Annotated in this window: 13 protein-coding genes and 1 tRNA gene; 4 read left to right on the top strand and 10 right to left on the bottom strand. The window is 65.9% G+C overall.

Annotated features, from left to right (window positions below):
• Window positions 1–86: 86 nt before the first annotated feature.
• Entirely contained in the window at window positions 87–341 is a 255-nt protein-coding gene (locus BN2503_RS00185; RefSeq protein ID WP_054254622.1) for a YfhL family 4Fe-4S dicluster ferredoxin, read from the top strand.
• A 63-nt stretch (window positions 342–404) separates the two neighbouring features.
• Here BN2503_RS00185 and pth read toward each other — a convergent pair whose 3' ends face one another.
• The 7 genes from pth to BN2503_RS00150 all read right to left on the bottom strand — a co-directional run bounded on the left by pth (window position 405) and on the right by BN2503_RS00150 (window position 6071).
• The gene (gene pth / locus BN2503_RS00180) at window positions 405–1016 is read right to left on the bottom strand and encodes an aminoacyl-tRNA hydrolase (protein WP_054254621.1); all 612 of its coding nucleotides are present in this window, start codon (window positions 1014–1016) and stop codon (window positions 405–407) included.
• A 99-nt stretch (window positions 1017–1115) separates the two neighbouring features.
• A complete protein-coding gene (locus BN2503_RS00175) occupies window positions 1116–1742 on the bottom strand; it encodes a 50S ribosomal protein L25/general stress protein Ctc (protein WP_054254620.1) in 627 nt (208 codons plus the stop codon).
• A 118-nt stretch (window positions 1743–1860) separates the two neighbouring features.
• The gene (locus tag BN2503_RS00170) at window positions 1861–2820 is read right to left on the bottom strand and encodes a ribose-phosphate pyrophosphokinase (RefSeq protein ID WP_054254755.1); all 960 of its coding nucleotides are present in this window, start codon (window positions 2818–2820) and stop codon (window positions 1861–1863) included.
• A 48-nt stretch (window positions 2821–2868) separates the two neighbouring features.
• Window positions 2869–2945 (bottom strand) — tRNA-Gln (locus BN2503_RS00165).
• Window positions 2946–2984: 39 nt separating this feature from the next.
• Window positions 2985–3842, bottom strand: coding sequence for a 4-(cytidine 5'-diphospho)-2-C-methyl-D-erythritol kinase (ispE, locus tag BN2503_RS00160; RefSeq protein ID WP_054254619.1), 858 nt, complete (start codon window positions 3840–3842; stop codon window positions 2985–2987).
• Between the two features lie 4 nt (window positions 3843–3846).
• Window positions 3847–4323 carry an outer membrane lipoprotein LolB gene (locus BN2503_RS00155; RefSeq protein WP_054254618.1) on the bottom strand — a complete coding sequence of 159 codons (477 nt, stop codon included), beginning with the start codon at window positions 4321–4323 and terminating at the stop codon, window positions 3847–3849.
• Window positions 4320–6071, bottom strand: coding sequence for a tetratricopeptide repeat protein (locus BN2503_RS00150; protein WP_233494966.1), 1752 nt, complete (start codon window positions 6069–6071; stop codon window positions 4320–4322). The genes BN2503_RS00155 and BN2503_RS00150 overlap by 4 nt, the downstream gene beginning before the upstream one ends.
• Window positions 6072–6119: 48 nt before the next feature.
• Here BN2503_RS00150 and mutM point away from each other — a divergent pair, with 48 nt between their 5' ends.
• From mutM to mutY, 3 genes are all read left to right on the top strand, one after another.
• Window positions 6120–6935 carry a bifunctional DNA-formamidopyrimidine glycosylase/DNA-(apurinic or apyrimidinic site) lyase gene (gene mutM, locus BN2503_RS00145; protein WP_054254616.1) on the top strand — a complete coding sequence of 272 codons (816 nt, stop codon included), beginning with the start codon at window positions 6120–6122 and terminating at the stop codon, window positions 6933–6935.
• A gap of 80 nt (window positions 6936–7015) precedes the next feature.
• Window positions 7016–8962, top strand: coding sequence for a dynamin family protein (locus tag BN2503_RS00140; RefSeq protein ID WP_054254615.1), 1947 nt, complete (start codon window positions 7016–7018; stop codon window positions 8960–8962).
• Window positions 8962–9993: an A/G-specific adenine glycosylase gene (gene mutY / locus BN2503_RS00135; RefSeq protein ID WP_054254614.1), complete on the top strand. Its 1032-nt coding sequence runs from the start codon at window positions 8962–8964 to the stop codon at window positions 9991–9993. The genes BN2503_RS00140 and mutY overlap by 1 nt, the downstream gene beginning before the upstream one ends.
• Window positions 9994–10068: 75 nt before the next feature.
• Here mutY and rapZ read toward each other — a convergent pair whose 3' ends face one another.
• Genes rapZ through BN2503_RS00120 form a run of 3 tightly spaced genes read right to left on the bottom strand, consistent with a single transcriptional unit; the run spans window position 10069 to window position 13492 of the window.
• Window positions 10069–10926, bottom strand: a complete 858-nt coding sequence (rapZ, locus tag BN2503_RS00130; protein ID WP_054254754.1) for an RNase adapter RapZ — start codon at window positions 10924–10926, stop codon at window positions 10069–10071.
• Between the two features lie 5 nt (window positions 10927–10931).
• Window positions 10932–12596 carry a DNA repair protein RecN gene (gene recN / locus BN2503_RS00125; RefSeq protein ID WP_054254613.1) on the bottom strand — a complete coding sequence of 555 codons (1665 nt, stop codon included), beginning with the start codon at window positions 12594–12596 and terminating at the stop codon, window positions 10932–10934.
• Window positions 12597–12598: 2 nt separating this feature from the next.
• Window positions 12599–13492, bottom strand: a complete 894-nt coding sequence (locus BN2503_RS00120) for an NAD kinase (protein WP_054254612.1) — start codon at window positions 13490–13492, stop codon at window positions 12599–12601.
• Window positions 13493–13496: the final 4 nt, after the last annotated feature.

The raw sequence follows: 13496 nt of genomic DNA, 5'->3' as shown, positions 1-13496 counted from the left end.
GGCAAAACCATTCGCGGGCCGGTGGCGGCTGCGCGGCGGGATAATGACGCCCCTATGAAGCCTGAGAGCCCGTGCCAGGAGACGCCATGGCGCTGATGATTACCGACGAATGCATCAACTGCGATGTGTGCGAGCCGGAGTGCCCGAACGACGCCATCTCCCTGGGCGAGCTGCACTACGACATCGACCCGCACAAATGCACCGAATGCGTCGGCCATTTCGACGAGCCGCAGTGCGTGCAGATTTGCCCCGTGGCCTGCATTCCCGTCGATCCGCAGCACACGGAAAGCCGTGAGACGCTGTGGCAGAAGTTCCATCGGCTGCAGCGTGTGGCGGGGTGATTGGGCGCCTTTTTGGCCTCTAGCCCTTACAGGGTAAGCGCTAGCAGCTATTAAAAGAATAGTTCAATCCGGCCCGGTGGGGCGCGGCGGCTTAGGCCGCGGTGGCTTGGTGGTGTGGATTTGCAGCGTGGCCTTTTCCATGTCACCCGCCAGCAGCGCATCTTTGGCCTGCAGGGCGTGGGCAATGCTGTCTTCGATCAGCACGCGCTGGTCGGGGGCCGGCTTCTTCAGCACCCAGTGCACCACTTCGGCCTTCGCGCCCGGGTGGCCGATGCCGATGCGCAGGCGCCAGTAGTCGGGCGAGCCGAGCTGGGCATGGATGTCGCGCAGGCCGTTGTGCCCGCCGTGGCTGCCGCCACGCTTGAGCTTGACCTGGCCGGGGGCGAAGTCCAGTTCGTCATGCGCCACCAGGATCTCGTGTGGCTGGATCTTGAAGAAGCGCGCCAGGGCCGCCACCGATTTGCCCGAGAGGTTCATGAACGTCTGCGGCTGTAGCAGCCAGCGGCTTTCGCCCTGCACGTTGGTGCGTGCCACCAGGCCCCAGTAGCTGCGCTCGGGCACCAGAGTGGCGCCCAGCTCGCGCGCCAGCGCGTCGATCCACCAGAAGCCTGCGTTGTGGCGCGTGGCCTCGTACTCGGGGCCCGGATTGCCCAGTCCGACAAACAGTTTGATCATGGTGTGGCATTGTCCCAAAGCAAACGGCCCACACAAGGTGGGCCGCTGGCGGGTGCGGGCTGCCAGGCCGTGCTGGCTGGCAGCCGCGGGGGGAAGAGATTACTTCTTGCCCTTCTTGGCGGGTGCTGCAGCAGGAGCCGCAGCCGCAGCGGCGTCGACCACCACCTCGGGCAGCTTGATCGAGATCAGTGCGGGGTTCTTGTTGGAACCACGCAGCACGGCCTTCACGCCGCTGGGCAGCTTGATCGACTGCACACCCAGGGTGGACTTGGAGTTCAGCTGGCTCAGGTCCACCTTGATGAACTCGGGCAGTTGCGAGGGCATGCACACCACGTCCAGTTCGTGCAGCAGCGGCGTGACCGTGCAGCCTTCGACCTTGACGGCCTGCGAGTTTTCAGCGCCTTCGAAGTGCAGTGGCACCTTCAGGTGGATCTTGGTCTTGTCGTCCACGCGCTGGAAGTCAACGTGCAGCACCAGCTGCTTGAAGGGGTGGTACTGCACGTCGCGCAGCACGACCTTGCTGGTTTGGCCGGCCAGTTCCATTTCCAGGATGCTGGAGTGGAAGGCTTCCTTCTTCAGGGCGTGCCACAGGGCGTTGTGGTCCAGCTCGATGGCTTGGGGCTCGGCGGTGCCGCCGTAGACGATACCGGTGGTCTTGCCGGCGTTGCGCAGACGGCGGCTCGCACCCGTACCCTGCTTGGTGCGCTCAAAAGCGACGAATTTCATGGTGTAACTCCTGGTTGGGGCGGCCGCGACCAGCCGATCCCCGTTTGACAAAAAGGGCCTGCCGCCTTCACAGCAGCAAGCCCGGGCGGTGAACCCGCAACAGCGTCTGGAGGGACGCTTATTCCGAGAACAAACTCATGACCGATTCGCCCGAGGCGATGCGCTGGATCGTCTCACCGATGAGCGGAGCCACGGACAGTTGGCGGATCTTGCCGCAGCCCTTGGCTGTCTCGGACAGCGGAATCGTGTTGGTGACGACAACCTCGTCGAGTGCAGAGCCCTGCGCGATGCGCTCAATGGCCGGGCCCGAGAAGATGGGGTGCGTGCAGTAGGCGTAGACCTTCTTGGCGCCGCGCTGCTTGAGCACTTCAGCGGCCTTCACCAGCGTGCCTGCGGTGTCGATCATGTCGTCCATGATGACGCAGTTACGGCCCTCGATGTCACCGATGACGTGCATGACCTCGGACACGTTGGCCTTGGGGCGGCGCTTGTCGATGATGGCCAGGTCGCAACCGAGCTGCTTGGCCAGCGCGCGTGCACGCACCACACCGCCAACGTCAGGGCTGACGACGATCAGGTCTTCGTAGTTTTTCTGCGCCAGGTCGCGCAGCAGCACGGGCGAGGCGTAGATGTTGTCGACGGGAATGTCGAAGAAGCCCTGGATTTGGTCTGCGTGCAGATCCATGGTCAGCACGCGGTTCACGCCGACGGCCTGCAGCATGTTGGCCACCACCTTGGCCGAAATCGGCACGCGCGTGGAACGCGGGCGACGGTCTTGGCGGGCATAACCGAAATAGGGAATCACGGCGCTGATGCGTTCGGCCGAGGCGCGCTTGAGCGCATCGACCATGATCAGCAGTTCCATCAGGTTGTCGTTGGTCGGCGCGCAGGTGGACTGGACGACGAAGACGTCGCGCGTGCGCACGTTCTGCTTGATTTCGACGGTGACTTCGCCGTCGGAGAAGCGGCCTACGTCCGCAGCACCCAACGAGGAACCAAGATAGGCAGCGATGTCGGCCGCCAAGCCAGGATTTGCGTTGCCGGTAAAAACCAGAAAATCGGGATTGGTGGCTTGCATGAGCGTCTCGTCTGCGCCGTTGAGATGTTGCGTGACCGCAAAGGTATTTGGCAGGGGAGGAAGGACTCGAACCCTCGCATGCCGGAATCAAAATCCGGTGCCTTAACCAACTTGGCGACTCCCCTACACTGGTTGATCGTCTGGCGACGACCCACCGAAAACTATCAACCTGACGCCCATCCTGCCAAAGGATGAAGCTGCAGATTATTGCATACTTTTATTTGCCATTTGCTATCTGCTCCTGACAAATTTACCGCATGCGGCATTTGTGCAAACACTGCGCTTCCAGATCCGGTCATTTTGCCCTGCAATCCTTTCGAAGAAAGCCATGCGATAGCGTGGTTGACTTCTGGGCACAGGGCTTGTGCTACGGTCTGCAAGTTATTTTGGCCAAAGCCAAAGTGGTCTGCAGCAAAGCTCGTTATTGTAGCACTATCTGAATTGCGTTTCAGATCCGGATGCGAAAAAATGGTTTTCGTATCCAGGCCCGCCTGGGGCTTGACCACAAGAAACGTCGTGGACGGCAGCCCATACGGCGTTTCGAGCGGCGAGATTATGTCACCGATTCCCTCGACCCAGGCGTTGGTGCCGCACAAGAAGAACGGCACATCGGCGCCGAGCTGGACGCCGATGGCCTGCAGCTCGGCGGTGCTGAGCCGCAGGTTCCAGAGTTTGTTCAGGGCCAGCAAGGTGGTGGCTGCATCGGACGAGCCGCCGCCCATGCCGGCCTGCGCTGGGATGCGCTTGACCACGCCGATGTGGGCGCCCGCTTGGCACCCCGTGGCGGCCTGTAAGGCGCGTGCTGCGCGTACGATCAAATCCTCCGCCGGCAGGGCAGGGCCTTCGCCCAGGTCTTCGCGGGTGATGCGGCCATCGGCACGGTGCTCAACGTGCAGCGTGTCGCACCAGTCAATGAGCATGAAGACCGATTGCATCAGGTGGTAGCCGTCGGCGCGCCGCCCCGTAATGTGCAGGAACAGGTTGAGCTTTGCCGGGGCTGGCAGGTCGTAGAGCGCTTGCATAGGGTCAACGGTCGAGAAGGATGCGCAGCGTGGCCCGCGGCAGGGGCTGCAACCGTTGGGCCACGATCCGCCCCTGGCGCGCTGCGCCGAGGTCGGCCTGCCAGCCTTCGGCGGCAGCGGAACGCCCGTGCAGCCAGTCAAACAATGCCGCTACGGGCAGATGGCTGCCGGTGATTTCCTGCAGCAAGTCCTCCAGCGAGGGGGATTGGCGCACTGCGCCGTCCTGCTCCAGTCGGGCCATGTCGCGCGTCCACGCCAGGCGTGCGAGTACCGACCCGAAAGGGCTGTAGAGAGAGAGTTCGCCGGCTTCGGGGCTGCCGCGCAGGTCGAAGCCGGCGCTAAAGGACTGCGCGGACGGATCGTCCACCTGCAGCGCGAGGCGGCCACTCCATGCTTCTGGGGTGCTGGCAGCCGGCCGGGGCGGCTGGGCACAGCCAGCCAGCAACAGCAGCGCCACGGCCCAGCATGCGAGCCATTTCAAGGCTGGACCCCGAGGCGCCGGAGCGTGCCTTGCAGCACCTCGTTGTCGGGGCTCTGGCGCAGTCCTTCACGCCAGATGTTGCGCGCAGCGTCCTGCTGTTGCAGGGTCCACAGCACTTCACCCAGATGGGCGGCGATTTCCGCGTCTGGCCGCTTCTTGTAGGCGCTCTCCAGAAGTTCCAGGGCCCGAGACAGGTTGCCCAGGCGGAATTGCACCCATCCGAGGCTGTCGGTGATGTAGGGGTCGCCAGGGGCGTATTCCAGGGCTTTCTCGATCAGCTGCCGGGCTTCCTCCAGTTGCACGCCGCGATCTGCCAGGACGTAGCCCAGCGCGTTGTAGGCGTGGTGGTAGTCAGGCTGGCGGGCGATGATCTTTCGCAGCAGCTGTTCCATCACTTCCTGGTGGCCGGCCTTTTCGGCCAGCATGGCTTGGTCATAGAGCAGATCGTTGTCCTGCGGTGCCAGGGCGACCAGACGACCTTGCAGCTCGTAGGCGTCCTGGTACTGCTGGGCGTTGCGCAGCAACTGCACCTCGGCCGAGAGCTTCATGCGCTCGTCCTCGGGTGTCGCGGCCGGCAGGCTCTGGATCAGCGCCCGAGCATGGGACAGGCGCCCTTGCCGAGCCAGCAGCGAGGCGCGCCGCACTTGGGCGCCGAAGAGTTCGTCGCTGTTGTCGATGCGTGCCAGCCAGGCCTCGGCTTCGTCGAAGCGCTGGCGCTTCTCAGCGATCTGGGCGTGCAGCAGGTAGGCCTGGGTGAGGCCGGCCTTGCGCGCCTCTTCCTGCGGCAGCTGTTCGGCCAGGGCGGTGAAACGCTGCAAGGAGGCTTGCGCCGCGTCCAGACGGTTGTCTTGTACCTGCAGGGTGGCTTGCAGTAGCCAGGGGTCGGGTAGATCCGGTTTCTCCTTGGTCAGGATGTCCAGTTGCACAGCGGCCTCTGCGTAGCGTTGCTGGCCCACCAAGGATCGTGCATAGGCCAGGCGCATGTCTGGCGTAGTGTGGCCCTCGAAGTAGCGGGTCACGATGGGTTCCGCGGCGCTAACGCCTTCAGCCACCAGCTCCAGCGCCAGCAGGGCCAGATTGTCGGCCGAGGGGGACAGCGTTTGCGCGGTCTGCGCAGCGGCAAGTGCTCCCATGGGGTCGTTGGCAGCCAGGCGCATGCGGCCGACGGTACTCCAGGCGATGGCGCTCAGCGCCGGATCGTTCAGCGCGTCTTGCAGGGCTTGTTCCACGACCGAGGCCGCCAGCGCCTTGTCGCTGGTTCTGGCGTAGAGCTGCGGTATCGCCTGCAGTGCGGCCGCTTTGTTCGGTGCAGCCGTGTACGCCAATTCCTGGCGCAGCGGCTCTGCCGTGTCGCCGGTGCGGTTGAGGGCTACCAGGATCTGCAGCAGGAAGCGATTGGCGTCGCGCGACTGGGGCTGGGCGTTTTTCCAGGTGCGTACTGCTGCCAGGGCCGAGTCTCCAGAGCGTGCCTGCAGCGCGATTTCCACTGCGCGGCGGTACAGGGCGCTGTCGTCGCTGCGGCGGGCAGCGTCGAGCATGAGCGCGTACCCGGTGCCGGGGTCGCCGGCACTCGTCGAAAGTTCGCTCAGCAGCACTTCGTAGAACAGTTCAGCGTTCAGGGCCTCAGTGATCGCCTGCGGGAGCGCCGCCGCCCTGGCTGGCGGGCGGCTGGCGGGCTGTGCCCAGCTGGCCAGCGGAAGGAGGGCCAGAGCCCAGGACAGATGCCGGATGCGAAGAAAATGCAGCATCAACCCATAATAATCCAAGCCCCGTCGCATTTTCCCTAAGCCATCGCCATGCCCGAGTTGCCTGAAGTCGAAGTGACGCGCCGCAGTTTCGCCTCGGAAATCACCGGTGCGCAAATCCTCGCGGCCGTGCCGGGAAAGCCGCTGCGCTGGCCTTTGGGTTGCAGTCCAGCGCGTCTCGTGGGGCAGCGAGTGCAGGGCGTGCGCCGCCGTGGCAAGTACTTGCTGGTCGACCTGAGTGCGGGGCTGCTGCTGGTGCACCTGGGCATGTCGGGAAGCCTGCGGTTCGCGCCCAGTCTGCCGCCCGCGGGCATGCATGACCATTTCGATCTGGTCACCAGCCAGGGTGTCCTGCGCTTGAATGACCCGCGCCGCTTTGGCGCCGTGGTGTTTGCCGAGTCGCAGGACGCTGCCGTGGCGCAAAAGCTGCTCGGTGGTCTGGGGTTGGAGCCGCTGTCCGACGCATTCACTTTCGAGGCCCTGCGCGCCGGGCTGCGCGCCAGCCGCGCGCCCATCAAGCAGGTGCTGCTGGGCGGCAAGGTGGTTGTCGGCGTGGGCAACATCTATGCGTCGGAGGTGCTGTTCCTCGCGGGCATACGGCCGACGGTGGCTGCGGCAGCGATTGGCGATGTGCGTATGCGTCGGCTCCACCAGGCGATCAGTGATGTGCTGGCATTGGCGGTGGAGCGGGGCGGCTCGACGCTGCGGAATTTTTCGAGCGCTGCTGGCAATCCGGGGCATTTTCAGCTGGCAGCGCGGGTGTACGGGCGGGCCGGAGCGCCGTGCCTGGCTTGCGGCAGCACCATCCAATGCCTGAAGCAGGGGCAGCGCAGTAGCTTTTTTTGTCCTCGCTGCCAACGTCCATAGTCGCCTCGCCAGCAGCCTATGGGCGATGCTATATTTTGGTGGCTCCAGCCTTGGCCTGGACGTCTAACTCCAGGAATACAGTGGGACCCTCATTCAACGAGCAATTCGATCAGCACGGCGCGTGGCGGCGTGCATTTGCGCAGCAGCTCAAGCAGCTGTCTGAATGGATGCATGCCAACGGCCTGATGGATGCCGCCGTGGAGGAGCGGCTGCAGCGCCTGGAAGCCCAGGTGCGCAGCGACAAGGTGATGGTGGCCTTCGTTGCGGAGTTCTCGCGCGGCAAGTCCGAATTGATCAACGCCATCTTCTTCGCCGACTACGGCAGGCGCATCATGCCGGCCAGTGCAGGGCGCACCACCATGTGCCCGACGGAGCTGGGCTACGACCCCGAGATCGCCCCCTGCCTGCGCCTGCTGCCGATCGAAACGCGCCTGCAGCCGCAGGGTTTGGCGGAATGGCGTCTGCGCCCCGAGCACTGGGTGCAACTGGCGCTCGACGTGAACGACGCCGACCAGGTGAGCAAGGCGCTTGAGAAGGTCTCTGAAGTACGCCGGGTGAGCCAGGAGGAGGCCCGCGCCCTCGGGTTCTGGCACGACGAGCTGCCAGAGGAAAACCCCATGGCCGATGCGCAGGGCATGGTCGAGGTGCCGATGTGGCGCCATGCGCTGATCAACATGCCCCACCCCTTGCTCAAGCAGGGGCTGGTTATCCTCGATACGCCGGGGCTCAACGCGGTCGGGGCCGAGCCGGAACTGACGGTGAGCCTGATTCCGCAGGCGCATGCCGTGGTGTTCATCCTGGCGGCCGACACCGGCGTGACCCGTTCCGACCTGTCGATATGGCGCGAGCACCTGGCCGCGCCGGAAGGGCAGGCCGAAGGCCGCTGGGTTGTGCTCAACAAGATCGATACCCTGTGGGACGCGCTGAACTCTGCCGAGCAGGTGCAGGTCCAGCTTGAGCGCCAGTGCGCCACGGTGGCGGAAATGTTGGCCATGCCGCGCGAGCGGGTGGTGCCCATTTCGGCGCAAAAGGGCCTGGTGGCCAAGGTGACCTGCAACGATCTGCTGCTCGAATCCAGCGGATTGCCCGTGCTGGAAGAGGCGCTGGCCCAGGGCATCATGGGCCAGCGGCAGGCGATCCTGCGTTCAGCCGTGGCCACTGGGGTGGCCGGGCTGCGTGCGGAGACGGAGCGCGTGATCAACGTGCGCCGGCGCGACCTGGACGAGCAGATGCTGGAGCTGCGCAGCCTGCGCGGCAAGAACGCCTCGGTGATCGAGGCTATGCGTGGCCGCATCGAGCAGGAACAGCATGAATTCGACGCCAGCGCGGCCAAGATTCAGGCGGTGCGCGCGGTGCACCTCAAGCTGCTGCGCGACCTGTTTCACCAACTGGGTGCCCGCGCGTTGAAGGCCGAGTTGGCCGATCTGGCGCAGGCGCTGCAGCAGCGCGGCATCAAGCTGGGCGTGCGCAAGGTGTACGAGGAAACCTTCGCACGCCTGCGCGCGATCATCGACACGGCGCAGGCGTCGGGCGCGGAGATTCATGCCATGCTTGATGGCACGTTCCGCCAGCTCAATGCCGAGTTCGGCTTTTCCTTGCAGGTGGCAGACGTGCCAGCGCTGGACGGTTTCTTGAAGGACATCGCCAAGATCGAACAGGGCCATTTGCAGTACCTGGGCATGAGCAACGCGCTGAAGCTGGCGCAGCCAGAGTTCTCCCAGCGCCTGGTGCGTGCCCTGTCCATGCGCCTGCGCACGGTGTTCGAGTCCGTTGCCAACGACTTGGAGCTGTGGAGCAAGTCGGCTACGGCGCAGCTGGACGCCCAACTGCGCGAGCGCAAGCGCAGCTTCGCGCGGCGCATTGAGGCCGTGGACCGTATCCAGCATGCCGCCAGCGGCCTGGACGAGCGCCTGGGTGAGATCGAAGCGTCCGAAGAAGAATTGCTCCTGCTAGAGCAGCGTCTGGCGGAATTCACCCAGCGCCTGTTGGCGGTGCCTGCGGTGAGCGCGCAAGAGCCTGCCGTCTGATGGCGGGCGCCGCCATGGACATCGCCACGCGCGTGGTGCGGTGGCAGGCGGCCCATGGGCGCCACCACCTGCCCTGGCAGCAAACGCGCGATCCCTACCGGGTGTGGTTGTCCGAGATCATGCTGCAGCAGACGCAGGTGAGCACGGTGCTGGATTACTACCCGCGCTTCCTGCAGCGCTTTCCCGATGTGGCGGCCCTGGCTGCCGCGCCCCTGGACGACGTTCTGGCACTGTGGAGCGGGCTGGGCTACTACAGCCGCGCGCGCAACCTGCACCGCTGTGCGCAGCAGGTCGTGGCGGTGCATGGCGGGGTGTTTCCGGCGACGGCCGAGGTGCTGGCGACGCTGCCGGGCATCGGGCGTTCGACGGCGGGTGCCATCGCGGCGTTCTGTTTCTCGCAGCGTGTGCCGATCCTGGATGCCAACGTGCGCCGGGTACTCACGCGCGTGCTGGCTTTTGGCGAAGACCTCGCGGCGGTACGCAACGAGCGCCAGCTGTGGGCGCATGCGCACGATCTGCTGCCGGTGGACGATCTGGACGACGCCATGCCGCGCTACACGCAGGGGCTGATGGACCTGGGCGCGGGCTGGTGCCTGCCGCGCAAGCCGCGCTGCGATCTTTGCCCCTTGGGCGAGGTGTGCGCGGCGCGGCGCGCTGGTGACCCGGAGAAGTATCCCGTACGCACGCGCAAGCTGCGGCGCAGTGCGCAGTCGTGGTGGCTGCTGCTGCGCCGCAACGCCGCAGGCGCCGTCTGGCTGGAGCGCCGCCCCATGAACGGCATTTGGGCGGGCCTGTACTGCCCGCCGGTGTTCGACAGCGCCGCAGCGCTGGCGTGGGCCGAGGGTGTATCGGGGGTGCGCCATCTGCCCGCATTTCAGCACGTGTTGACGCACATGGACCTGCACCTGCACCCCGTGCTGGTGCCCGGTGACGCGGACATGCTGCCTGCGCAAGGCAGGTGGTACGGTCCTTCAGACTGGCCGGCGCTGGGCTTGCCCGCACCGGTGCGCAAGCTGCTCGAAGGGTTGTGAGGTTTTAGCTTCTTTTTTGATAGCTGCTAGCGCTCGCTGAATAAGCGCTGGAGCCTCATTTGCTTCCTATTCGACTCAGTCCAGTTCGCGGTGCCTGCGCAGTGTCGTCCATTGCGGCCCGAAGCGCTGCGCCAGCTGTTCGACCAAGTACACCGAGCGGTGCTGGCCGCCCGTGCAGCCGATGGCCACCGTGACGTAGCTGCGGTGGTTCTGCGCCAGCGCGTCGAGCCAGCGGTCAAGGAACAGCGCAATGTCTTCCTGCATGCGCAACACCTCGGGCTGCTGCCGCAGGAAGTCGGCCACGGGCGCGTCCCGCCCTGTCAGCGCGCGCAAGGCTGCTTCGTAGTGCGGGTTCGGCAGCATCCGCACGTCGAACACATAGTCTGCATCCATGGGAGTCCCGCGCTTGAACGCGAAGGACTGGAACACCAGGGTGAGCTGCCCGGCCTGCGTTGCCACCAGGTGCTTGATGGTGCTCTGAAGCTGCGAGGCGCGCAGCGTGCTGGTGTCGATGACGTGCGCTTGCTCGCGCAGGCCGGCCAGCAGTTCACGCTCGAGTTCGATGGTCTGCACCAGGGCCTTGCGTTCCGACTGCGCGTGGTCCCGCGTCAGGGGGTGGCGCCGCCGGGTTTCCGAAAAGCGCCGCACCAGGGTGCCGGTGGAGGCATCGAGAAACAGGGGCGTGATGACCACGCCCTGGCTGCGCAATTGGGCAATCTGCTGCGGCAGCTGCGGCAGGCCCGTGGCGCTGCGCGCGTCGATGGCGATGGCAACGCGGTTGCCATGGTGCTGGTGTTCAAGTGCGACGAAGGGCGAGAGCAGCTCCGGCGGCAGGTTGTCCACGCAGTAGTAGCCGGCATCTTCAAGGGCGTGCAGCGCCACCGATTTGCCCGAGCCCGACATGCCGGTGAGAAGGACGATTTCAAGCGCCATGGCAATCACCTCGACGGGTTGGTGTTGGAAGACAGGAGCATTTCGCGCGCATGTGCCAGGGTGGTGTCCGACAGCCGCTCGCCGCCCAGCATGCGCGCCACCTCGCGGATACGGTTTTCCTGTTCCACCGGGGTGACGGTACTGGCGCTGCCTGCCGCGCTGCGCTGTTTGGCGACGACCAGGTGGTGGTCCGCACAGGCAGCCACCTGCGGCAAATGCGTTACCGCCAACACCTGCCGGTCCTTGCCGAGCTGCTGCATGAGCCGGCCCACGGTTTCGGCCACGGCCCCGCCCACGCCGGAGTCCACTTCGTCGAAGATCAACGTCGGCGCTTCGCCCAACTGGCTGGTGGTGACAGCAATTGCCAGCGAAATACGCGACAGTTCACCGCCCGAGGCGACCTTGCCGATGGGGCGGGGCGTCATGCCGGGGTGCCCGGCAACGAGGAAGCCCACCTGGTCATGGCCGTGGGGCGCGGGCTCCGCCGCGCGCTCCACCTGCACTGCGAAGACGCCGCCAGCCATGCCCAGGCCCTGCATGGCCTGCGTGATGGCGCGCGAGAGCAAGGGCGCGGCCTTGGCGCGGCATTGGGAGAGGCGCCGGGCTTCGGCGTCGTAGGCCTGCGCGTGGGCTTGCTCCGCCGCTTCGAGCTGCTCCAGGTCGGCCGCCGTGTCCAGTTGCTGCAGCTCCTGCTTCCAGCCCTGCAGCAGCAGGGGCAGCTCCTGTGGGGGCCGCTTATAGCGTCGCGCCAGCCCCAGCCACTGGGCGAGTCGGGTGTCCAATTCTTCCAGCTGCCGCGGGTCCAGTTCGGTGCGGCGCGTGTAGCCGTGCAGGGAATGGCGCGCGTCCTCGACCTGGGCCAGGCTGGAGGCGAGCGTTTCGGCGATGCCCTGGAATTGCGGATCGATGTGCGCATGCTGCGCCATCAGGTGGTGTGCCCGGCCCAGGTTGCCGAGCACGCCGATGTGGTCGTTCTCCAGCACGGTCAGGGTCTCCTGCGCGGCGTCGGCCAGCGCGCGCGCGTGCGACAGTCGCGTGTGCCGGGTGTTGAGCTCCTCCCATTCATGGAGGCCTGGGGCCAGTTTCTCGACTTCGCCGATCTGCCACTGCAGGCGCTCGCGTTCGCGCTGCAGCGTGCCTTGTTGGGCGCGTGCCTGCGCCAGGGCCTGCTGCGCCGTGCGCCAGGCAGACCAGCATTGGCGAATCTTCTGGGTGCCGGCACCCGCGTAGGCGTCCAGCAGCGCGCGCACGGATTCAGGGCGTGTCAGGCTTTGCCAGGCGTGCTGCCCATGGATGTCGAGCAGGTGTTCGCCCAGGGCGCGCAACTGCGTGGCGGTGGCCGGGCTGCCATTGATCCACGCGCGGCTCTTGCCCTGGGTGTCGATCACGCGGCGCAGCAGGAGTGTGTCGCCCTGTTCGTAGCCGCCTTCTTCGAGCCATGCCGTCAGGTGGCCGGGGGTGTCGAATTCAGCGCAGATGTCGGCCTGGCGCGCGCCCTCGCGCACTACGCCCGTATCGGCACGGGCCCCCAGAGCCAGTTGCAGCGCGTCGATCAAGATCGACTTGCCCGCGCCCGTTTCGCCGGTCAGCACCGTGAAACCTAGGTGCAGGTCGATGTCCAGCGCCTGCACGATCACGAAGTCGCGCAACGCAATCCGCCGCAGGGCCATGGTCAGGATCCCCCTTCGTTCCAGCGCAGCTTCTTGCGCAGGGTTGCGAAGTAATTCCATCCCCGCGGATGGAGGAAGCGCACGCAGTGCGCCGAGCGCCGCACGAGGATGCGGTCGCCGTGCAGCAGCGAGGTCAGCGACTGCATGTCGAAGTTGGCGCTGATGTCGCGGCCCCCCACCAGCTCGATGGCGATCTCCGTGCTGTCGGGCAGCACGATGGGGCGGTTCGACAGCGTGTGCGGCGCGATTGGCACCAGCACCCAGCCGCCCACGGAGGGGTGCAGCATGGGCCCGCCTGCCGAGAGGGAGTAGGCCGTCGAGCCGGTCGGCGAGGCCACGATCAGGCCGTCGGCGCGCTGGTTGGCGACGAAATGGCCATCGACCTCGACGCGCAGCTCCACCATGGAGGCCGTTGCGCCACGGGCCACCACTACGTCGTTCATGGCCAGGGCCTCGAACACGCACTCGCCGTCGCGCATCACGCGCGCTTGCATCAGCGGGCGCGAATCTTCCTCGTACTGGCCCTGCAGCATGGGGGTGAGGGTGGCCTGGTAGTCGCCCAGCGGGATGTCGGTGACGAAGCCCAGGCGGCCCTGGTTGATCCCGATCAGCGGTGTGCCATGCCGTGCCAGGCGGCGGCCGATGCCCAGCATGGTGCCGTCTCCGCCGACGACCAGGCCCAGATCGCAGCGGGCGCCAATCGCGTCTGCATCCAGCACGTTGTAGTGGGTCATGCCGGTGTTGGCGGCGGTCTCCGCTTCCAACGAAACCTCGCAGCCCTGGCGTTCCAGGAAATGGGCGATTTCCTCCATCACCTCGCGCGAGCTGCTGGCTGTGGTGCCAGATACGGTGGTCTGGTATTTCCCAATCAGGGCAACATGGTGGAAGCGGGGCATGGAG

The organism is Paenacidovorax caeni, from assembly GCF_001298675.1.
GTDB lineage: Bacteria > Pseudomonadota > Gammaproteobacteria > Burkholderiales > Burkholderiaceae_C > Paenacidovorax > Paenacidovorax caeni.
The sequence above is the reverse complement of the archived record's forward strand: the minus strand, read 5'-3'. Positions and strand labels throughout refer to the sequence as shown.